Consider the following 21,730-nt stretch of genomic DNA (forward strand, 5'->3'; position numbering starts at 1 on the left):
TCAGCCGGGCCTGCGGGCCGATGTGACCCGGTACACGTCGTAGACGCCCTCCACTCCCCTGACTGCCTTCAGGACGTGGCCCAGGTGCTTCGGGTCGCCCATCTCGAAGGTGAAGCGTGAGGTGGCGACGCGGTCGCGGGAGGTCTGGACGGCGGCCGAGAGGATGTTGACGTGCTGGTCGGACAGGACGCGGGTGACGTCCGACAGCAGCCGTGAGCGGTCCAGGGCCTCGACCTGTATGGCCACGAGGAAGACCGAGGACTGGGTGGGCGCCCACTCGACCTCGAGGATGCGCTCGGGCTCACGGGACAGCGATTCGACGTTGACGCAGTCGTTGCGGTGGACCGACACGCCGCTGCCCCGGGTGACGAAGCCGATGATGGGGTCGCCGGGGACGGGCGTGCAGCAGCGGGCCAGTTTGACCCAGACGTCCTCGACGCCCTTGACCACGACACCGGGGTCGTTGCTGCCGCGCCGCTTGCGGCGGCTGCGGGTGGGCGGTACCGCCTCGTCGATCTCCTCGGTGGCCGCCTCCTCGCCGCCGAGGGCCTGGACGAGCTTCTGCACGACGCTCTGCGCGGAGACATGGCCCTCGCCTATGGCGGCGTAGAGCGCGGAGATGTCCGGGTAGCGCATCTCGTGCGCGAGGGTGACCAGGGAGTCGCCGGTGAGGATGCGCTGGATCGGCAGGTTCTGCTTGCGCATGGCGCGGACGATGGCGTCCTTGCCCTGCTCGATGGCCTCGTCGCGCCGCTCCTTGGAGAACCAGGCGCGGATCTTGTTGCGGGCGCGCGGCGACTTCACGAAGCCGAGCCAGTCGCGGGAGGGGCCCGCACCGGCGGCCTTGGAGGTGAAGACCTCCACCAGGTCGCCGTTGTCGAGGGTGGACTCCAGGGGAACCAGGCGTCCGTTGACCCGGGCGCCTATGGTGCGGTGGCCGACCTCGGTGTGGACCGCGTACGCGAAGTCCACGGGGGTGGCGCTGGCCGGCAGCGCTATGACGTCACCCTTCGGGGTGAAGACGAAGACCTCGTTGCGGGACAGGTCGAAGCGCAGGGACTCCAGGAACTCGCCGGGGTCCTCGGTCTCCTTCTGCCAGTCCAGCAGCTGGCGCAGCCACGCCATGTCGTTGAGGTGGTCATCCTTGCCGGTGGTCCGGGGCGCGTCCGTGCGCACCTTGGAGGCGCCGGCGACGGCCTCCTGCTTGTACTTCCAGTGCGCGGCGATGCCGTACTCGGCGCGGCGGTGCATGTCGAACGTGCGGATCTGGAGTTCGACCGGCTTGCCGTTGGGCCCGATGACCGTCGTGTGCAGCGACTGGTACATGTTGAACTTGGGCATCGCGATGTAGTCCTTGAACCGCCCCGGAACCGGGTTCCAGCGGGCGTGGACGGTGCCCAGCGCCGCGTAGCAGTCGCGGACGGTGTCCACCAGGACGCGGATGCCGACCAGATCGTAGATCTCCGCGAAGTCACGGCCTCGGACGATCATCTTCTGGTAGACGCTGTAGTAGTGCTTCGGGCGGCCGGTGACGGTGGCCTTGATGCGGGCCGCGCGCAGGTCCTGCTGGACCTCGTCGGTCACTATGGCGAGGTACTCGTCGCGCTTGGGGGCCCGCTCGGCGACGAGGCGGACGATCTCGTCGTACATCTTGGGGTAGAGGATCGCGAAGGCGAGGTCCTCCAACTCCCACTTGATGGTGTTCATGCCCAGGCGGTGGGCGAGCGGCGCGTAGATCTCCAGGGTCTCGCGCGCCTTCTTCTCCTGCTTCTCGCGCTTGAGGTAGCGCATGGTGCGCATGTTGTGCAGGCGGTCGGCGAGCTTGATGACCAGGACGCGGGGGTCCTTGGCCATGGCGACGACCATCTTGCGCACGGTCTCGGCCTGGGCGGCCTCGCCGAACTTGACCTTGTCCAGCTTGGTGACGCCGTCGACGAGGAGGGCCACGGAGTCGCCGAAGTCGCGGCGGAGCTGGTCGAGACCGTACTCGGTGTCCTCGACGGTGTCGTGCAGCAGACCCGCCATCAAGGTGGCAGGGTCCATGCCGAGCTCGGCGAGGATCGTGGTCACCGCGAGGGGGTGGGTGATGTACGGGTCGCCGCTCTTGCGCTTCTGGCCCCGGTGCCAGCGCTCGGCGACCTGGTAGGCCTTCTCGATCTGGCGGAGCGTCGACGTCTCGATCTTCGGGTCGTTGCTGCGCACGATCCGCAACAGTGGTTCCAGGACCGGGTTGTACGGGTTGGAGCGCTGCACGCCGAGGCGGGCGAGCCGGGCGCGGACGCGGTTGGAGGAGCCGGAGCGGGCGGGCTGGCCGGGGGCGCCGGAGCGGGCCGGGGGCGCCGGGGCGGGCGCGGGGCGCTCGGGCGCCGGCTCTGCCCCCGTCCGGCCGGAGTCGGCGGCCGGGGCGGGCTTGGGGCGCGACGGCTCGGGGGCCTTGTCGGCGGGCGCGGACTGGGCGTGCTCGACCGAGCCCTGCGCGGGGTTCATCGCCTGCGTCGCGTTCTGCGCGGGCTTGGCCGCGGGGCCCGAGGCGGGCTCGGGCTTGGCGGCGGTCAGGTGCTGGGCCTCGTCTGCCAAGAGGGCTCCTCGTGCGCGATCCGGGTCCCCCGGTCAGGCTCCGGAGCACCCATGGTAGCGATCCTGCGCCCCGGGATCGCCTTCAGGCCACTGTGAGGGCCGTCTACCCGTGAAACACGAGGGGCGGGCGCCGGATTCCTCCGGGCCCGCCTCGGGGTGCGCGTAGCGGTCAGTGGCGCAGCCGTACGTGGGCTTGCTCCTCTTGCGCAGCGGGCAGCGAACGTCCAAGAACGGAACGGGCGCCCCGGGGACGAATCCCGGGGCGCCCGTTCCGTGTGGTCGCGCGAACCGTGTCAGACGGTTATCAGCGCCTCCAGCGGTGCTCCGCCGAGCGTCGGCTCCAGGCGCTGTCGTCCGGCCAGGAAGGCCAGCTCCATCAGCACCGCGACGCCCGCCACCTCGGCGCCGGCGCGGCGGATCAGCTGGAGGGAGGCCTCGGCGGTGCCGCCGGTGGCGAGGACGTCGTCGATGACCATGACGCGGTCGCCCGCGGCGAGGTCCTCGGCATGCACCTCGATCTCGGCGGACCCGTACTCCAGGTCGTACGCCTGGCTGAGCGTGGCTCCGGGGAGCTTGCCCGCCTTGCGTACGGGGATGAAGCCGACGCCGGCCCGGACGGCGGCCGGGGCACCCAGGATGAAGCCGCGGGCCTCCAGGCCGACGATCTTCGTGGCGCCGTGCCGCACGGTCACCTCCGCCAGCGCGTCCGTCAGCGCGGTGAACGCCGCCGGGTCGGCCAGCAGCGGGGTGATGTCCTTGAACATCACGCCCGGTTCCGGGTAGTCCGCGACGTCGCGGATGCGGCTGAGCAGCAGCTCCTCGATGTCGGTCATCGCCGCTTACCGCCCCGGCCCCGGCTGCGGGCCCCGGACTGGGAGCGCGGGCCGACCACGGCGGGGGTCGCGTCCTCGTGCTCGTCCGCGTGGTGGCGGCCGTCGGTGGCGGTCTCCGCCGCCTGCTGCGCCTGGGCGCGCTTGGCGAGGACACGCTTCTTCAGGGCCTTCATCTGCGGCTCGCGCTCCTTGAGGTCGGCGACGAGCGGAGTGGCGATGAAGATCGAGGAGTACGCACCGGCCGCGAGGCCGACGAACAGCGACAGCGAGATGTCGTTCAGCATGCCCGCGCCGAGGACACCGCCACCGATGAAGAGCAGACCGGCGACCGGCAGCAGTGCGACCACCGTGGTGTTGATGGACCGCACCAGGGTGCTGTTGATCGAGCGGTTGGCGATGTCGCTGTACGTCCAGCGGGTCTGCTTGGTGATGTCCTTCGTCTGCTCCTTGAGGCTGTCGAAGACGACGACCGTGTCGTAGAGCGAGTAACCGAGGATGGTCAGCAGACCGATCACCGTACCCGGCGTCACCTCGAAGCCGACGAGGGCGTAGATGCCGACGGTGATGGTGATGTCGTGGATCAGGGCGACGAACGCGGCGACGGCCATACGCCACTCGAACGCGATCGCCAGGTAGATCACCACGAGGACCAGGAAGATGCCCAGGCCCTGCCAGGCCTTGTTGGCGATCTGGTCGCCCCAGCTGGGTCCGACCAGCTCCGCGCTGATCTTCTCCGGGCTGATGTTCAGGTCCTCGGCGATGTCCTTCTTGATCTGGTCGGCCTGGCCGGTCTCCACACCGGAGACCTGGATCCGCAGTGCGCCGGTGCCAAGTCCCTGCACGATCGCGTCGTGACCGGACGCCTTCTCCGCGGCCTCCTCCGCCTGCGAGGAGGAGACGCTGGTCTTCGGAGTGGTGAAGACGGCACCGCCCTGGAACTCGATGCCCATGTTCATGCCGCGCACCGCCAGGCCGACGATGGCCGTGATGGTGATCAGGATGGAGACCGCGTACCAGATCTTGCGGTTGCCGACGAAGTCGTAGCCGACCTCGCCGCGGTGGAGTCGTGCTCCGAGGTCACCGAGCTTGGACATCTCAGGCCTCCTTCGGGTCGGCGGGGGCGGGACGGCGCGTACGGCGCAGCGGCGGCTGCACACCCAGGCTCTTCGGGTCGAGGCCGGACCAGCGGTGGCCGCCTGCGAAGAACTTCCTGCGGGCCAGCAGCGTCAGCAGCGGCTTGGTGAAGAAGAAGACCACGACGACGTCGAGCAGAGTGGTCAGACCGAGCGTGAACGCGAAGCCCTGGACCTTGCCGACGGTGACCACGAAGAGCACGGCGGCGGCGAGGAACGACACGAAGTCGGAGACCAGGATGGTGCGCCGGGCACGCGGCCAGGCGCGCTCGACGGCCGGGCGCAGCGAACGGCCCTCGCGGATCTCGTCCCGGACGCGTTCGAAGTACACGATGAACGAGTCCGCTGTGATGCCGATCGCGACGATGGCACCGCACACGGCCGGCAGGTTCAGCGCGAAGCCGATGGCCGGGCCGAGCAACGACATGATCACGTAGGTGAGCGCAGCGGAGACCAGCAGCGAGGCGATGGCGATGAGGGACAGGCCGCGGTAGTACACGAGCAGGTAGACCACGACCAGGGCGAGCCCGATGGCGCCGGCGATCAGACCCGCCTGCAGCTGCTCACCGCCGAGCGCGGCGTCGACCGTGGTGACGCTGGACTCCTTGAAGGTCAGCGGGAGCGCGCCGTACGACAGCATGTTGGCGAGGTTCTGGGCCTCGTCCTGGGTGAAGCTGCCGGAGATCTCGGCCTTGCCACCGGTGATCGGGCTGTTGACCTCGGGGTGCGAGACCACCTCGTCGTCCAGGACGATCGCGAACTGGTTCTGCGGGGAGGGCTGGCTGGAGAGCTTGGTGGTGACGTCGAGGAACTTCTTGCTGCCCTTGGAGTCGAAGTCCATGACGACCTTCCACCCGCTGGCGTTCTGGGTGTCGAGGATCGCCTCGGCCTTGGTGATCTCCGTACCGTCGACGCCCACCGGGCCGAGCAGGAGCTTGCTCCAGACCTTGGGGGCTTCCTCACCGCAGGCGATGATGGGCTCGTTGTTCTTGCCCTTGCCGGCGGCAGCACGCTGCTTGGGGTCGCTGCAGTCGAGCTTCGCGAACGCCGCCTCCAGCGCCTGGGTGCCCTTGTCGGCGCTCGGGGTGGGGGTCGGAGATGCCTTGTCGGAGGCCTTCGGGGAGCCGGAACCGCTCGGCGACGGAGTCGGGTCGGCCTTCAGCGCGTCGGTGACGGCGCGGCCCTGCGAGGTCGCGGAGCCCGTCGGGCTGGGGGACTCGGGAGACGTCGCCTTGTCCGTGCTCTTGTCCGTGTTCTTTTCACCGGACTTCGATGGGCTGGGCGAGGCGCTGCCGCTGGGGTCGCCGCTCGGCGGGGTGCTCGGGAGAGCCGCGGCTCCGCTGCCCTCGACCCTCAGGACGGGGCGGAAGTAGAGCTTCGCGGTGGTGCCGACCTGGTCCCGGGCCTCCTCGGAGTCCGTGCCCTTGGGAATGTTGACAATGATGTTCTCATTGCCCTGGGTCTGCACTTCCGCCTCGGAGACGCCCAGACCGTTGACACGGCGGTTCATGATCTCGACCGCGGTGTCCATGTTGGTCTTGTTGATCGCGTTGGGCTGGCCGGGCTCGTTGATCGCCGTCAGCGTGATACTCGTACCACCGGCGAGGTCGATGCCGAGACGCGGCTTGGTGTGTCCGGAGGCGAACATTCCCCCAGTGAGCGCCACGATGGCGATCAGGATGAGGGCCAGCGCGCGCCCAGGCTTGCTCTGGGCGTTGGCGCTCCGGCCCTTCTTCGGTGCTGCCACCTTCTCGTACTCCCTCTCGGGCCGCCGTGCGCGGGGTCAGCGCGGAGGCGGCCATGACTGGTGTCGGGAATCCGGGCGAAAACGGCACGTTCCCGGGGCTCGGGCGGTTCTCGCCCGTGCTCCCGGGACGTGACTACTTCGCGTCGGACTCGCCGTCTGTCTTCTTCGGCTCTGCTTCGTCGGCCTTCGCCTCGGCGGCCTCGTCGGTCGCGTCGTCGGACACGTCCTTCTTGCCGAGGTCGATGGGCTTGTCGTCGGAAGCGGCGGAAGCGTCGTCGGAGGGCTCGTCGGTCTCGGTGAGGGAGGAGGCGTCGTCCGGGACGACGTCGGACTTCAGGTCGTGCTCGATGCCGTGGACGATGCGGTTGTACTCCTCGTCACTGAGGACGGCACCGATGGCGTTCTTCGCGAACAGCAGCTCGACGCCCGGCCCGGCGTCGAGGAGGACCGTGTCCTCGCTGACCTCCTTGACCGTCGCGTACATGCCCCCGATCGTGCGGACGCCGGAACCGGGCTGCATCTGGTTCCGCATGTCGACGGCCTGCTGCTGCTTCTTCTTGGCCGATCGGGTCATCAGGATCATGGCCCCGATGAGCACGATGAACGGGAGGAGGGTCACGAGACTCACGGGTCGGAACTTCCTTCACACGACCGCGATGGCGAGCGGCCTGATGGTTGGGGGTATGTGTGCTGCCGACAAGGGCGGCATCGGCGGAGTCTAAGCGAGTCCACCGTGATGGAACAACGCACAGCATGTCACCGTGGTTCCTTGCCGGGCGAGTACCGCGCCGTCACGAGAAGGTCACGCCCCGAACAGGTCCTGCTGTCCGTTTGCGCCGGTCGTGCCGCGTGGCGGGGTGAGACCGAGGTGGGTCCAGGCGGCGGGGGTGGCGACGCGTCCGCGGGGTGTGCGGGCGAGCAGTCCCTCGCGGACGAGGAAGGGTTCGGCGACCTCTTCGACGGTCTCGCGCTCCTCCCCCACGGCGACGGCCAGGGTGGACAGGCCGACCGGTCCGCCGCCGAAGAGCTTGAGCAGGGCTTCGAGCACGCCGCGGTCTAGGCGGTCGAGGCCACGGGCGTCCACTTCGTAGACGGCGAGGGCCGCGGCGGCGATGTCGCGCGTGATGATCCCGTCCGCCTTGACCTGCGCATAGTCCCGGACGCGGCGCAGCAGGCGGTTGGCGATGCGTGGGGTGCCCCGGGAGCGGCCGGCGATCTCGGCGGCGCCGTCCGGGTTGATCTCCACGTCGAGCAGGTTCGCCGAGCGGTGGATGACGCGTTCCAGCTCGGCGGGTTCGTAGAACTCCATGTGGGCGGTGAAGCCGAAGCGGTCACGCAGCGGCGGCGGCAGCAGTCCCGCGCGGGTGGTGGCGCCGACCAGGGTGAAGGGCGGCAGTTCCAGCGGGATGGCGGTGGCGCCGGGACCCTTGCCGACGATGACGTCGACCCGGAAGTCCTCCATCGCCATGTAGAGCATCTCTTCGGCGGGCCGGGACATGCGGTGGATCTCGTCGAGGAAGAGGACCTCGCCCTCCTGGAGGGAGGAGAGGATCGCGGCCAGGTCGCCGGCGTGCTGGATGGCGGGGCCGGAGGTGATGCGGATGGGTGCGCCCATCTCGGCTGCGATGATCATGGAAAGGGTGGTCTTGCCGAGGCCGGGGGCGCCTGAGAGCAGGACGTGGTCGGCCGTCGCCCCGCGCGCGCGTGCGGCCCGCAGGACGAGGTCGAGTTGTTCGCGGACCTTCTCCTGTCCGATGAACTCGTCCAGGTCCTTGGGACGCAGGGCCGCCTCGACGGCCTGGTCCTCACGGTCGGCGACAGAACCCACCAGCCGCTCGGGGGCTGTCGCGTCGGTCGTGTCGTCCCAGTTCATCTGCTGTGCCTCGCGGGTAGCGGTCGGGTGGAGTGGCGGAGTGCAGGAGTCGTCGGGGCGGGCCGTGTGCGGTGTCCGCCTCGACGGAGCGGTCAGCGGGCTCTGTTGAGGGTCTGGAGGGCCGCCTTCAGCAACTGGCCCACCTGGGGCGTGCCTTCGGCGGCCTCCGCCTGGGGGGCCACGGCCGACACGGCCTCGTCGGCCTCACGGGTCGCGTACCCGAGGCCGATCAGGGCCGCGTGCAGCTGGTCGCGCCAGCTCTGGGTGACCGGGGCGCCGACCGCGGGGGCGCCGATGGGCTCGCCCAGGCGGTCCTTCAGTTCCAGCAGCAGCTTCTGGGCGCCCTTCTTGCCGATGCCGGGGACGGCGATCAGCGCCTTCTCGTCGCCGGTGGACACGGCTCGGCGCAGCGCGTCGGGGGTGTGCACGGCCAGCATCGCCTGGGCGAGACGGGGGCCGACGCCGCTCGCGGTCTGCAGCAGCTCGAAGACCTGACGCTCGTCGTCGTCCACGAAGCCGTACAGGGTGAGGGAGTCCTCACGGACGACGAGGGAGGTGGCAAGCTTGGCCGGCTGGCCGAGGCGGAGGGTGGAGAGGGTGTTGGGCGTGCACTGGACGGCCATGCCGACACCGCCGACCTCGACCACCGCGGTGTCGGGAGCGAGGGCGGCGACCGTGCCGCTGACGAAGGCGATCATGCCGTACGGCCTTTCCGTGCGTGCGGTGCGTGGGCTGCGTGCAGGGCGACGGCCTGCTGGAGGCGGTTCTGCGCGGGGGCTCGCCAGATGTGGCAGATGGCGAGGGCGAGGGCGTCGGCGGCGTCCGCCGGCTTCGGGGGCGCGTCGAGCCGCAACAGGCGGGTGATCATGGCGCCGACCTGGGTCTTGTCGGCGCGGCCGCTGCCGGTGACGGCGGCCTTGACCTCGCTGGGCGTGTGCAGGGCGACCGGGATGCCGCGGCGGGCGGCGCAGAGCATGGCGACGGCGCTGGCCTGGGCGGTGCCCATGACCGTCCGGACATTGTGCTGGCTGAAGACCCGCTCCACGGCGACGACTTCGGGGCGGTGCTCGTCGAGCCACTGGTCGATGCCCTGCTCCACCGCGACGAGACGGTGGCCGAGGTCGGCGTCCGCCGGCGTGCGGACGACACCGACGCCGAGCATGGTCAGCGGTCGCCCGGCGACGCCTTCCACGACACCGACACCACAACGGGTCAGCCCCGGGTCCACCCCCAGTACGCGCACGCGCCCCTCCCATCGATCACCTGTTTGTGCAGGCTATCGGGTGCCACTGACAACGGCCGACAACGCGACGGGCCGACGGGGTGTCCCGTCGGCCCGTGGGAGTCCGCTCGGACGTGGAGTCCGTCCGGCTGGCGGCGGTTACGCGTCGACCTTGGCCATCACGTCGTCGCTGACGTCGAAGTTGGCGAAGACGTTCTGGACGTCGTCGCTGTCCTCGAGGGCGTCGATCAGCTTGAAGATCTTCTTGGCGCCCTCCTCGTCCAGCTCGATCTGCATCGTCGGGACGAAGTTGGCCTCGGCGGAGTCGTAGTCGATCCCCGCGTCCTGGAGGGCGGTGCGGACCGCGACCAGGTCGGTGGCCTCGCTGAGCACCTCGAAGGACTCACCGAGGTCGTTGACCTCCTCGGCGCCCGCGTCGAGCACGGCACCGAGGACGTCGTCCTCGGACAGTTCGCCCTTGGGGACGATGACGACGCCCTTGCGGTTGAAGAGGTACGACACGGAACCCGGGTCGGCCATGGAGCCGCCGTTGCGGGTCATGGCGACGCGGACGTCGGAGGCGGCGCGGTTGCGGTTGTCGGTGAGGCACTCGATGAGCACCGCGACACCGTTCGGGCCGTAGCCCTCGTACATGATCGTCTCGTAGTCGGCGCCACCGGCCTCCAGGCCGGCGCCGCGCTTGACCGCGGAGTCGATGTTCTTGTTCGGGACCGACGACTTCTTCGCCTTCTGGATGGCGTCGTACAGCGTCGGGTTGCCGTCGGGATCGGCGCCGCCCATGCGGGCCGCGACCTCGATGTTCTTGATCAGCTTCGCGAAGAGCTTGCCGCGCTTGGCGTCGATCACGGCCTTCTTGTGCTTCGTCGTGGCCCATTTAGAGTGGCCGGACATCTGCCTGTCTCCTTCGCGTAACCCATCCTGTACGAACGCCCCCAGGGTTGAACGGCTGGGGGACCCCCGGAGATCCTACTAGGACTCGGCCGCCCGGCTCGCGTGCACCATGTCGACGAACAGCGCGTGCAGCCGGTGGTCGCCGGTCAGCTCCGGGTGGAACGACGTGGCCAGGGCGTTGCCCTGGCGTACGGCGACGATGTGACCGTCGTGCTCGGCGAGCACCTCGGTCTCGGCGCCGACGGACTCGACCCAGGGGGCGCGGATGAACACGCCCTCCACGGGTGCGCCCTCGACGCCCTTCACGTCGACGGCCGCCTCGAAGGACTCGTTCTGCCGTCCGAAGGCGTTGCGGCGCACGATCATGTCGATGCCGCCGATGGTCTCCTGGCCCGAGCGCGGGTCGAGGATCTTGTCGGCGAGCATGATCAGGCCGGCGCAGGTTCCGTACACGGGCAGTCCGTCGCGGACACGCGTGCGCAGGGGCTCCATGAGGCCGAAGAGGACGGCCAGTTTGGAGATGGTGGTGGACTCGCCGCCGGGGATGACGAGGCCGTCCACCCCGGCGAGCTCCTCGGGGCGCCGCACCGGCCTGGCCACGGCGTCCGCCGCGGCCAGGGCGATGAGGTGCTCCCGTACGTCGCCCTGGAGTGCCAGGACGCCGATGACAGGTGCGTCAGTCATGTGAGTGAGGTCCCTAGGAAGGTGACGTGTCCGGTCCGGAGGGACGACTTACCAGCCGCGGTTGGCGTAGCGCTCGGCCTCGGGGAGGGTGTCGCAGTTGATGCCGACCATGGCCTCGCCCAGGTTGCGGGAGGCGTCCGCGATGATCTTCGGGTCGTCGAAGAAGGTGGTGGCCTTCACGATGGCGGCGGCGCGCTTGGCGGGGTCGCCCGACTTGAAGATGCCGGAGCCGACGAAGACGCCCTCGGCGCCCAGCTGGCGCATCAGCGCGGCGTCGGCGGGGGTCGCGACGCCACCGGCGGAGAAGAGGACCACCGGGAGCTTGCCCAGCTCGGCGACCTCCTTGACCAGCTCGTACGGGGCGCGCAGTTCCTTGGCGGCGGCGTACAGCTCGTTGTTGTCGAAGCCGCGCAGCCTGGCGATCTCGTTCTTGATCTGGCGCAGGTGGCGTACGGCCTCGACGACGTTGCCGGTACCGGCCTCGCCCTTCGAGCGGATCATGGCCGCGCCCTCGGCGATGCGGCGCAGGGCCTCGCCGAGGTTGGTGGCGCCGCAGACGAAGGGGGTGGTGAAGGCCCACTTGTCGGAGTGGTTGACCTCGTCGGCCGGGGTGAGGACCTCGGACTCGTCGATGTAGTCGACGCCGAGGGACTGCAGGACCTGGGCCTCGACGAAGTGGCCGATGCGGGACTTGGCCATCACCGGGATGGAGACGGCGTCGATGATGCCCTCGATCATGTCGGGGTCGGACATACGGGCGACGCCGCCGTCCTTGCGGATGTCGGCCGGGACCCGCTCCAGGGCCATGACCGCGACCGCACCCGCGTCCTCGGCGATCTTCGCCTGCTCCGGGGTGACGACGTCCATGATCACGCCGCCCTTGAGCTGCTCGGCCATGCCGCGCTTCACGCGGGCGGTGCCGGTTTCGGGGGTCTGGGCGGCGGAGTTGGGCAGCGTGCTGGACACGGGTTCGACCTCGCTCGGTGGAAGAGGGATTCTGCAATCACCGAGGAAACGGGAGAGGCGCAGGCCACTGCAAGGGCCAATGGAAAGGCGGTGGATCGTTTTCCGCCGCGGATCTCGGCCACGGGGGGCGGGGGACACGGTTCCCGCTCCCCTGCCGCGTCCCCGGCTTTCCTGCTCTGCGGACCGGTGTCAGGTCGTCGGCCGGTCGGCCAGGGCCGCCGGGGGCTCGTCGTCCATCTCGAAGGCCAGGGGGAAGGGCGCGTGGCCGGCGAGGCGGAACCAGCGGACCTTGCGGTGGCGGCGCAGGGCACGGGCGGCGCGCACGGCGTCGTTGTGGAACCGCCGGGCCATGGGCACGCGGCGGACGGCCTGGGCCAGCTCGTTGGCGGTCTCCTCGCCCCCCGGGGCCTCCCGCACCGCCTCCACCTGCTGCGCCTCGCCGAACACGGCGCGCAGCGCCTGGCTCAGCTCGCTCTCGGCGACCTCGCGCTGCTCCTCCTCGGCCTGTCGTGCCGCGTGCGCCGCCTCGTAGAGCACGATGGAGGCGGCGGGGTCCAGCACCCCGGAGGTGGCCAGTTCCTGGGCGACCGAGGCACGGCGCAGCAGCTGCGCGTCGAGCGCGGCGCGGGCGGCGTCGATCCGCGCGTGCAGGCGGTCGAGGCGCCCCGCCGTCCAGCTCAGATAGAGGCCGATCGCGAAGAGGACGACTGCGATCCAGATGAGTGTCGAAGTCACGGGCCGCAAGGCTACCGGTGCCCGGCACGGCAGCCGGACCCACCCGAAGCCGGATCCGCGAGCGCTCGCCTCCGGCTCCGTGCCCGACCCTGTTCGGCGAGGAACGCCGGGCCGTCACGTCGGTGGGGCATGCCTGGCCGCAAGGGGCGTCGCCGGGGCACCGGGAGGCCCCGAGGCACAGGACGTTCCAGAAGGTCCGGACAACCGGTGGACGGGGCGGGACGCGCGGGAGGGGCGATGCGCGGCGGGGCTGGGCGGGCGCGGGCAGGATTCGCCCGGGCACCGGGCGGCTGCCCTGGCCGTGGAGATGCCAGGGCGTCCCCTACCGAGCCGCATGACCTGCCCTGAGCGGCCCGCCCACTCGTCGGGGCATCGGGGCCGCCCAGCACGCTCCAGCTCCACCGTCCTGCCGAGCGGCCGCCCCACCCTCACGTCTCAGGTGCTGGCCTCGCGTCTCAGTCCCTGGCCAGGCCCAGCCGCGCGCGCAGGCCGATCCGCTCGTCCGCCGCCACCGAGGCCGCGCCCTCGGTGACCGTTTCGTAGACCCCGAGGATGTCCGCACCGACCGTCGACCAGTCGAAGCGGCGGACATGGGCGCTGCCGCGCTCCCGGAGCTCGGCGCGACGGGCGGGGTCGGCGAGGAGGCGTACGGCGGCGGCGGCCAGCGCGTCGGCGTCCTCGTTGGCGAACAGCTCTCCGGCGGCGCCCTGGTCGAGGACCTGGGTGAAGGCGTCGAGATCGGAGGCGAGGACCGGGGCGCCCGCCGACATGGCCTCGACGAGGATGATGCCGAAGCTCTCGCCGCCGGTGTTGGGGGCGACGTACACGTCGACGCTGCGCAGGAAGCGCGCCTTGTCCTCGTCGCTGATCATGCCGAGGAACTCCACGCGGGAGCGCAGCTCCTCGGGCAGCGATTCCACGGCCTCCTCCTCGTCCCCGCGCCCGGCGACCAGCAAGCGGGTCTGCGGGCGCTCGGCGAGGATCTTCGGCAGGGCCTTCATCAGCACGGGCAGGCCCTTGCGGGGCTCGTCGATCCGGCCGATGAAGCCGAGCGTGTCGCCCTGCCAGTCGGGTTCGGGCTTGGCACGGGCGAAGAAGTCCACGTCGACGCCGTTCGGGATGACGACCGCGTCGCCGCCCAGGTGCTCGACGAGGGTGCGGCGGGCGTACTCGCTCACCGCGATCCGGGCGCTGATCTTCTCCAGGGCCGGCTGGAGGATCGGGTACGCGGCGATCATCGCCCGTGAGCGGGGGTTGGAGGTGTGGAACGTGGCGACGATGGGCCCCTGTGCCGCCCAGCACGCGAGGAGGCCGAGGGACGGGGAGGCCGGCTCGTGGATGTGGATCACGTCGAACGTGCCCTCGTGCAACCAGCGGCGTACCCGGGCCGCCGACAGGAAGCCGAAGTTCAGACGGGCCACGGAGCCGTTGTAGGGCACCGGGACCGCGCGGCCCGCGGAGACCACGTACGGCGGCAGGGGCGTGTCGTCGTCGGCGGGGGCCAGGACGGACACCTCGTGGCCGAGGCGGATGAGATGGTCGGCCAGATCGCGGATGTGGAACTGGACTCCCCCGGGCACGTCCCAGGAGTACGGGCAGACGATGCCGATCCTCACGGGCGTCCCTTCCCGGGATCCTGGGAGGATCCCTTGGAGGTTCTCCCAGGATCCTTCGCGGGATCGAGGTCCGCGAGCCACAGCCGCTGGAGCATGTGCCAGTCCTCCGGATGGTCGGCGATGCCGGTGGCGAAGGCATCGGCCAGCGCCTGTGTCATGACAGACGTCTTCTCGGCCCGCGTACCTGACTGGGGTACTTCGATCGGGGGATGTACGCGCCCCTGCATGACGGGTGAGTCGTCGTACCAGAGCGTGACCGGCAGCAGCAGGGCGCCGGTCTGCTGGGCGAGGAGGGCCGGCCCGGCGGGCATCCGGGTCGGCTCGCCGAAGAAGTCGACCTCGACCCCGGAGGCGGACAGGTCGCGGTCGGCGACCAGGCAGACCAGGCCGCCGTCGCGCAGTCGCCGGGCCAGTGTGCCGAAGGCGGAGCCGCCGTTGTGCGGCAGGACCTCCATGCCGAGACCCTCGCGGTAGGCGACGAAGCGGTCGTACAGGGTTTCGGGCTTGAGGCGTTCGGCGACCGTCGTGAAGGGGGTCTTCAGCTCGGTGGTGACCCAGGCGCCGGCGAGGTCCCAGTTGGCGAGGTGGGGCAGGGCGAGGATCACGCCCCGGCCCGCGGCGAGGCCGTCGGTCAGGTGGTGGATGTCCGCGGGGGCGAAGCCCGTCCTTATCCGCTCCTCGCTCCAGGCGGGGAGCCGGAAGGACTCCATCCAGTAACGCAGGTACGAACGCATGCCCGCGCGGGACAGCTCCGCGAGCCGCTGGGGGCTCGCGCCCGGCACCACGCGCGCGTAGTTGGCCTCCAGGCGGCGTACGAGGGGGCCGCGCCGCTTCCAGGTGGCGTCGGCGATGGCGGTGCCGAGGCGGACGGCGACGGGTTCCGGCAGCTTCTTCACGGTGCCCCAGCCGAGGCCGTACAGCCCGTCGGTGAGGCGCTCCTGGAGACCGCTCACGACGTCGCCTCGCTGTTGCGCGGGGTGTCCCCCGGAGCCGCGTCCGCCGCGGCCGCGGCCTCCGCCTCGGCGGACTCGCGGCGCACGGTGACCACGCGCTGGATCAGCGTGACGAGGCTGCCGACGGCGACGATCCACAGGGCGATCGGCAGCAGGACCTCGATGCCGGGCACACCGAACGTGTGCAGTCCCGAGAGACCGGCCGCGACCAGCGAGATCACCAGGCGCTCGGCGCGTTCCACGAGTCCGTTGACCGCCACGGGCAGACCGATCGACTCGCCGCGGGCCTTGGTGTACGACACCACCTGGCCGCTCGCCAGACAGAAGATCGACACCGCGCACAGGATGTTGTCGTTGCCGCCGCCCGCGTACCACAGGGCGAAGCCACCGAAGATCGCGCCGTCGGCGACGCGGTCGAGCGTGGAGTCGAGGAAGGCGCCCCAGCGGCTGGAACGGCCCATCTGGCGGGCCATGTTGCCGTCGACGAGGTCGGAGAACACGAACAGCGTGATGACGATGGTGCCCCAGAAGAACTCGCCCCGGGGGTAGAAGACCAGCGCGCCTGCGATCACTCCGGCGGTGCCGAGGAGCGTGACCGTGTCCGGGCTGACGCCCCGGCGGATCAGAAACGCGGCGAACGGTGTGAGGACACGCGTGAAGAATGCACGCGCGTACTTGTTCAGCATGGCCTTCCCGAGGGTCGGTGTCACCGGGCGGCCCCTGCTGGCCGTCGGCTGGCCCATCGTAGCCACGGGCGTGCACGGGCGGCCGTCGGGCATCGGCCTGCCGTGTCCTGACCTGGACGCACCGGTGGCGCGGCAGGGGCACGGCCGGACGGCACCGTGCCCCACCTGCGCGGGAGGAGGGATCACGTCCGTCGTATGGACGCGCCGTGAAGGGAGTGGAAAGCTCGAAGGACCGCGGGCGTCGCCGGAGCCGCCACCGCACGCGGCCCTCGCGTGTCCGCGCCCACAGTGACCTCACCGTGCACGGGAGGCAGGATCATGGGCGACAAGGCGAACACACACCCTGGGGCCGCCGGCAGGGCTACGGCGGCCGACCACCCCGCGTCCGTACGGAATGTGGTGCTGGTCGGCCACTCCGGTTCGGGCAAGACGACTCTGGTGGAGGCTCTCGCGCTGACCGCGGGAGCGGTGAACCGGGCGGGCCGCGTGGAGGACGGCGGCACCGTCTCCGACTACGACGAGATCGAGCACCGGCAGCAACGCTCGGTGCAGCTCTCCCTGGTGCCCGTGGAATGGGGCGGGTGCAAGATCAATCTTCTGGACACCCCCGGATACGCCGACTTCGTCGGGGAACTCAGGGCCGGTCTGCGAGCGGCGGACGCGGCCCTCTTCGTCGTCTCGGCCTCCGACGGCGTCGACGGCTCGACCCGCATGGTGTGGGAGGAGTGCGCGGCGGTCGGCATGCCACGGGCGATCGTGATCACGCACCTGGAGGCCGCGCGGGCCGACTTCGAGGAGATGACGCGGATCTGCGCGGAGACGTTCGGCGGGGACGACCCCGACGCCGTGCTGCCGCTCTATCTGCCGCTGCACGGTCCGCAGGGCCCGGACGGGCACGCGCCCGTGACCGGTCTGGTCGGCCTGCTGACGCAGAAGCTGTTCGACTACGCGTCCGGGGAGCGCAAGGAGTCCGAACCGGGCCCCGAGCAACTGCCGCTGATCGAGGAGGCACGCAACCGGCTCATCGAGGGGATCATCTCGGAGAGCGAGGACGAGACCCTCATGGACCGCTATCTCGGCGGCGAGGACATCGACCTCAAGACGCTCATCGACGATCTGGAGCGGGCCGTCGCCCGCGGTGTCTTCCACCCCGTACTGGCCGCCGCGCCCGCCGCCGAGGGCGCCCGGCAGGGCATCGGCACCGTCGAGCTGCTGGAACTGATCACCGGCGGCTTCCCGACGCCGCTGGAGCGCGAGGCACCGTCGGTCACCGCTCCGGACGGTACGCCCCGGGACGTCAAGGCGATCTGCGATCCGGACGGCCCCCTGGTCGCCGAGGTCGTGAAGACCGCCAGCGACCCCTACGTGGGCCGTATCTCGCTGGTGCGGGTCTTCTCCGGGACGCTGCACCCCGACGAGACGGTGCACGTGTCCGGGCACGGGCTCGCCGACCGCGGACACGAGGACCACGACGTCGACGAGCGGATCGGCGCCCTGTCCGCCCCGTTCGGCAAACAGCAGCGGACGCTCACCCACTGCATCGCCGGCGACCTGGCGTGCGTGGCCAAGCTGAACCGCGCGGAGACCGGCGACACCCTGTCGTCGAAGGACGACCCGCTGCTCATGGAGCCGTGGGAGATGCCCGATCCCCTGCTGCCGCTCGCCATCCAGGCGCACAGCAAGGCCGACGAGGACAAGCTCTCCCAGGGCCTCGCCCGGCTGGTCGCCGAGGACCCGACGATGCGGCTCGAACAGAACCAGGACACCCACCAGGTGGTGCTCTGGTGCCTGGGCGAGGCGCACGCCGACGTGGCACTGGAGCGGCTGCGCAGCCGGTACGGCGTCCAGGTCGACGTCGTGCCGCACAAGGTCTCCCTGCGGGAGACGTTCGCGGGGAGGTCGGCCGGGCGCGGCCGCCATGTGAAGCAGTCCGGCGGACACGGGCAGTACGCGATCTGCGAGATCGACGTGGAGCCGCTGGCGGGCGGTTCGGGCATCGAGTTCGTGGACAAGGTCGTCGGCGGGGCCGTGCCCCGGCAGTTCATCCCCTCCGTCGAGAAGGGCGTACGGGCCCAGGCCGCCAAGGGTGTCGCGGCCGGCTACCCGCTCATCGACGTGCGGATCACGCTGCGGGACGGCAAGGCGCACTCGGTGGACTCCTCCGACGCGGCGTTCCAGACGGCGGGTGCGCTGGCACTGCGCGAGGCGGCCGCCGACGCGAAGATCCACCTGCTGGAACCGGTGGCCGAGGTGTCGGTCCTGGTCGGCGATGAGTACGTGGGCCCGGTCATGAGCGACCTGTCCGGGCGGCGCGGCCGGGTCGTCGGCACGGAACAGGCGGGCGGCGGACGCACCCTGGTGCGGGCCGAGGTCCCCGAGATCGAGATCGACCGGTACGCCGTCGATCTGCGCTCGCTCTCCCATGGCACGGCGCGTTTCGGCCGCCGCTACGCCCGGCACGAACCGATGCCGCCCCAGGTGGCCGAGAGGCTTCGCGAACGGGCCAGGGAGAACTGACGGTCGGGGATCGACAGGAGGGACTTCCGGCGTGTCGGCGGGCGGCTGCGAGCCGTCCGCCGACGGGTGCCGGGTGCCGCGGCCGGGTACGTGGGAGGGGAGGGCCGGTGGGTTCCGTGAATGTCCGTTCTTCGCGCCGCGCGATGCCGGTGGCTGCGGATACGCTGATCACCTGATCGACAAGTGTGGCTTGATCAGCTCCGGATCGGGTGATGACCTGATCAACAGGTGTGCGGAGCACGGAAGTCGGGAAGAGCCGCAGGAGCGAGTGTGCGGCGATGGGGGCGGCGGTGGCGGACGAATTCGATTTCACTCCCGGGGCACAGGTGCCGCTGACGGGCACCGCGGGACAGACGGCGGCGACGTACGCCCTCGCGTCCGCGGCCTACCGGGACAACGAGGTCGACGAGATCCTCAAGGCCAACAACGAGTGGCACCAGTCCACCGTGAAACCGGGCCGCAAGTGGGCGACGATCTTCCGGCCGAACCTCGGGGAGGCGTTCTCCCTGGCGGTGCGGGACCGTATGGTCGGTGCGGGCCGCAAGCCGCTCATCCAGTCCTTCGGCATGGAGCCCCAGGTCGTCGTCGAGCACTGCCTGGCGGCGACCAACATCCGCCGGGAGCGCGACAACTGGCTGTCGGCGGTGATGGTCCTGTGCGGTCTGCTCTTCCTGCCCGGCCTGCTGCTGTGGCTGCTGGTCTTCCAGATCCGCACGACGATCTCCAAGCGGGACGACAAGCGGGCCGGTGCCCTCGGCACCACCCTGCTGGTCGCCGTGGGCGCCCTGGCCGTGATCTTCCTGCTCAGGATGCCGTTCGACGGCTTCTGGGCCTGGTACGCGCGCGCGTGCGTCGTGCTCCCCGTGGTCGGCTGGTTCTGGGCCAAGCAGATCTGCGAGCGCACCGCCCAGGACCTGCGTGACCGCTGGTCCGGTCTGCTGTCCGGCGGCGGCATCGGCGCCAAGGTCCCCGAGGCCGTGCCCGGCAGCCCCGGTGAGACCAAGGCCGAGCAGCTGCGCAAGGAACTCGCCCGGCTCAGCGCCGAGCAGCGCTCCAACCTCGTCTTCTACGCCGGCCCCAAGGGCATCCTCGGCATGGGCACCCGGTGGGGCAGCTGGCAGCTCGCCGAGGACCTGGTGCCCGCCGAGGCCGGCAAGGAGATCCACCCGTTCCGCAGCTGGGACGTCATACGCGCCATCCACGACCAGCTGCGCATGCTGGAGCGCACCCCTCTCAACACCGGTGGTTTCACGGCCCCGTCGATCAAGCACTGGATCGTCAGCCCCATCGGGGAGGGCGCCGACGCCGTGGCCCGCCCCGACGGCACCGACGTGGAGGCGTACCAGTACAAGAACCACGCCATACAGGAGATCTGCAACAAGCAGCACTTCGGCAGCGGCAACCGGCACTACCTGGGCGTCCAATGGACGCTCTGGGACGGCCAGTTGATCATCACCATGCTGGTCACGGTCACCGTCCTGCACCAGACGCTCCGCATCGAGGTGACCGGGCACGCCCTGGGTCCGGTGCACGGCCTGTTCACGACCGGGCCGGCGGCCAAGGAGAAGGAAGTCCAGAAGTCGGTCAGGTTCTGGGAGACCCGCAAGGTGAAGCTCCCGCTCGTCGACGCCGACGAGGTCGTACGGCTCACCGCGCGGGCCCCGCTGACCTGGTACCCGCCGCTGCTCAACTGGCTCGGCGGCTCCATCGGCCTGCCGGAGCCGTTCGGCCTGCGGCACGCCTGGGCGGCCCAGCCGTGGCGGCACCGGTTCATGGCCGACGACGCGCTGCGCGCCGCCACGCCCGTGCTGCGGGTGGTGCACAACGCCGCGATCAAGGTGCTGGCGGAGAACGGCGTGGACACCGAGAAGTTCGGGTCCCGTTCGGCGTTCCTCAGCGGGGCGGTGCAGGATCCTACGCCGCGTAAGGCGGACGTCTACGACGCGTGAGCGCTGCGCTGGCTTGGCCGGGCGCCTCGTAGCTCGGGGGCCACTGTTGTCGGGCGGGTGCGGGTGGTGTGTGGTTTCTCGCGCAGTTCCCCGCGCCCCCGGAGGGACGGTCCTGCGGCCCGCCCTCCCCCGGAAGGGTTGGACCTTCGGCCCGCCCTCCCCTGAAAAGCGCGGGGCGCAGCCCCAGGCGCCTTTCAGGGGCGCGGGGAACTGCGCGAACTGCCCCCACGCACCCGCAGACGCGCACGCGCCCTCACCCGGCAAACGCGTAGGCGCCCCCGCTCACGCACTCGGCCACGCCTCCGCCAGCATCTTCCTCGTGTCGGCCAGCAGCTGCGGCAGGACCTTCGTGTGGCCGACCACCGGCATGAAGTTCGTGTCGCCGCCCCAGCGGGGCACGACGTGCTGGTGGAGGTGGGCCGCGATGCCCGCGCCGGCGACCGTGCCCTGGTTCATGCCGATGTTGAAGCCGTGCGCGCCGGAGGCGGTGCGCAGGGCGGTCATCGCCTGCTTGGTGAGCTCGGCCAGCTCGGCGGTCTCCGGGACGGTGAGGTCCGTGTAGTCGGCGACGTGGCGGTACGGCACGACCATGAGGTGGCCGCCGTTGTACGGGTAGAGGTTGAGCACCGCGTACACGTGCTCTCCGCGCCTGATGATCAGGCCGTCCTCATCCGATTTGGCCGGAATCGAGCAGAACGGGCATCCGTCGTCGGCCCCCGGGCCGGTCGGCTTGTTCTCGCCCTGGATGTAGGCCATCCGGTGGGGCGTCCACAGGCGCTGGAACGCGTCCTGCGTTCCCACTCCGATCTGCTGTTCCGGCTCACTCGTCATGCAGTGCAGCATATGGCTTCGTCCGTTCGCGGCGTGTCGCCGGGTGCGGGGCGGGAGGGGCGGGGCCAGGCCAGGGCGATGGACCACGACAGTCGCGCCCTCAGCCGGGAGTGACGCATGAGAGGCGTACTCGCCGCGACGTCGGTGCGCTTCACCGGCCCATGCGCGACGCGGGTGCCGGCCGACGGCATGTCCCAGGGGGGCGGGACCCTGGATCCCGCGGTGACGCTGCCGGCCTGGGTCGCCTTTGTGCTCGTCCTGCCGCTGCTGCGCCCCCTGCGGGTGGTGCTGATGCATGACGCGGTCCAGCGGGCACCTGGGAGCGGCCCGGCTCTCGCTGCGCGCGCGGCCGTCCACGCGCGTCTGTCGGCGGATGACGGAGGCCCCCGGGGAAACTGGAAGACGCTGTTGGTTTATTCGGGGGCTGGTCCTACTTTGCCCCGTCGAGCATGAGCTCGGCGGGGCAAAGTGCTGCGAAGTGGCTGGTGCGGGTGCG

18 protein-coding genes are annotated in these 21,730 nt (G+C 70.7%); 2 read left to right on the forward strand and 16 right to left on the reverse strand.

Features of this window, described 5'->3' with window-relative positions:
* The 15 genes from ACZ43N_RS41680 to pgsA form a co-directional block, all read right to left on the reverse strand.
* The gene (locus ACZ43N_RS41680) at positions 1-2,577 is read right to left on the reverse strand and encodes a RelA/SpoT family protein (protein ID WP_468104940.1); all 2,577 of its coding nucleotides are present in this window, start codon (positions 2,575-2,577) and stop codon (positions 1-3) included.
* Between the two features lie 293 nt (positions 2,578-2,870).
* Positions 2,871-3,410 (reverse strand): adenine phosphoribosyltransferase, encoded by a 540-nt coding sequence (locus ACZ43N_RS41685; RefSeq protein WP_468104942.1) that lies wholly within the window; start codon positions 3,408-3,410, stop codon positions 2,871-2,873.
* On the reverse strand, positions 3,407-4,504 hold the full coding sequence (gene secF, locus ACZ43N_RS41690; RefSeq protein ID WP_468104944.1) for a protein translocase subunit SecF: 1,098 nt from the start codon (positions 4,502-4,504) through the stop codon (positions 3,407-3,409). The genes ACZ43N_RS41685 and secF overlap by 4 nt, the downstream gene beginning before the upstream one ends.
* Position 4,505: 1 nt before the next feature.
* A complete protein-coding gene (secD, locus tag ACZ43N_RS41695) occupies positions 4,506-6,290 on the reverse strand; it encodes a protein translocase subunit SecD (RefSeq protein WP_468104946.1) in 1,785 nt (594 codons plus the stop codon).
* Between the two features lie 133 nt (positions 6,291-6,423).
* Positions 6,424-6,918 (reverse strand): preprotein translocase subunit YajC, encoded by a 495-nt coding sequence (gene yajC / locus ACZ43N_RS41700; RefSeq protein WP_468104948.1) that lies wholly within the window; start codon positions 6,916-6,918, stop codon positions 6,424-6,426.
* Positions 6,919-7,092: 174 nt separating this feature from the next.
* Complete coding sequence (gene ruvB / locus ACZ43N_RS41705; protein WP_468104950.1) at positions 7,093-8,163, reverse strand: Holliday junction branch migration DNA helicase RuvB; 1,071 nt, start codon at positions 8,161-8,163, stop codon at positions 7,093-7,095.
* Positions 8,164-8,255: 92 nt separating this feature from the next.
* Positions 8,256-8,861, reverse strand: coding sequence for a Holliday junction branch migration protein RuvA (gene ruvA / locus ACZ43N_RS41710; RefSeq protein ID WP_468104952.1), 606 nt, complete (start codon positions 8,859-8,861; stop codon positions 8,256-8,258).
* Positions 8,858-9,406 (reverse strand): crossover junction endodeoxyribonuclease RuvC, encoded by a 549-nt coding sequence (gene ruvC, locus ACZ43N_RS41715; RefSeq protein WP_468104954.1) that lies wholly within the window; start codon positions 9,404-9,406, stop codon positions 8,858-8,860. Before ruvC ends, ruvA begins: the two co-directional genes overlap by 4 nt.
* 138 nt (positions 9,407-9,544) lie before the next feature.
* A complete protein-coding gene (locus ACZ43N_RS41720) occupies positions 9,545-10,297 on the reverse strand; it encodes a YebC/PmpR family DNA-binding transcriptional regulator (RefSeq protein ID WP_468104956.1) in 753 nt (250 codons plus the stop codon).
* Positions 10,298-10,375: 78 nt separating this feature from the next.
* Positions 10,376-10,981: a pyridoxal 5'-phosphate synthase glutaminase subunit PdxT gene (gene pdxT, locus ACZ43N_RS41725; protein WP_468104958.1), complete on the reverse strand. Its 606-nt coding sequence runs from the start codon at positions 10,979-10,981 to the stop codon at positions 10,376-10,378.
* Between the two features lie 48 nt (positions 10,982-11,029).
* Positions 11,030-11,947, reverse strand: coding sequence for a pyridoxal 5'-phosphate synthase lyase subunit PdxS (gene pdxS, locus ACZ43N_RS41730; RefSeq protein ID WP_468104959.1), 918 nt, complete (start codon positions 11,945-11,947; stop codon positions 11,030-11,032).
* Positions 11,948-12,136: 189 nt separating this feature from the next.
* Positions 12,137-12,682, reverse strand: coding sequence for a LemA family protein (locus ACZ43N_RS41735; RefSeq protein ID WP_468104961.1), 546 nt, complete (start codon positions 12,680-12,682; stop codon positions 12,137-12,139).
* Positions 12,683-13,137: 455 nt separating this feature from the next.
* A complete protein-coding gene (locus ACZ43N_RS41740) occupies positions 13,138-14,298 on the reverse strand; it encodes a glycosyltransferase family 4 protein (protein ID WP_468104963.1) in 1,161 nt (386 codons plus the stop codon).
* Positions 14,295-15,251 (reverse strand): phosphatidylinositol mannoside acyltransferase, encoded by a 957-nt coding sequence (locus ACZ43N_RS41745; protein WP_468104965.1) that lies wholly within the window; start codon positions 15,249-15,251, stop codon positions 14,295-14,297. The genes ACZ43N_RS41740 and ACZ43N_RS41745 overlap by 4 nt, the downstream gene beginning before the upstream one ends.
* Entirely contained in the window at positions 15,248-15,994 is a 747-nt protein-coding gene (pgsA, locus tag ACZ43N_RS41750; protein ID WP_468104966.1) for a phosphatidylinositol phosphate synthase, read from the reverse strand. The genes ACZ43N_RS41745 and pgsA overlap by 4 nt, the downstream gene beginning before the upstream one ends.
* 261 nt (positions 15,995-16,255) lie before the next feature.
* On the opposite strand from pgsA, the gene ACZ43N_RS41755 reads away from it, so the two are divergent.
* On the forward strand, positions 16,256-18,454 hold the full coding sequence (locus ACZ43N_RS41755; protein WP_468104968.1) for an elongation factor G-like protein EF-G2: 2,199 nt from the start codon (positions 16,256-16,258) through the stop codon (positions 18,452-18,454).
* Positions 18,455-18,732: 278 nt separating this feature from the next.
* Positions 18,733-20,403 carry a hypothetical protein gene (locus ACZ43N_RS41760; RefSeq protein ID WP_468104969.1) on the forward strand — a complete coding sequence of 557 codons (1,671 nt, stop codon included), beginning with the start codon at positions 18,733-18,735 and terminating at the stop codon, positions 20,401-20,403.
* 282 nt (positions 20,404-20,685) lie between these two features.
* On the opposite strand, the gene ACZ43N_RS41765 is transcribed toward ACZ43N_RS41760, so the two are convergent.
* A complete protein-coding gene (locus tag ACZ43N_RS41765; RefSeq protein WP_468104971.1) occupies positions 20,686-21,246 on the reverse strand; it encodes an HIT family protein in 561 nt (186 codons plus the stop codon).
* Between the last annotated feature and the right edge of the window lie 484 nt (positions 21,247-21,730).

This window comes from Streptomyces sp. NPDC030814, from assembly GCF_055572155.1.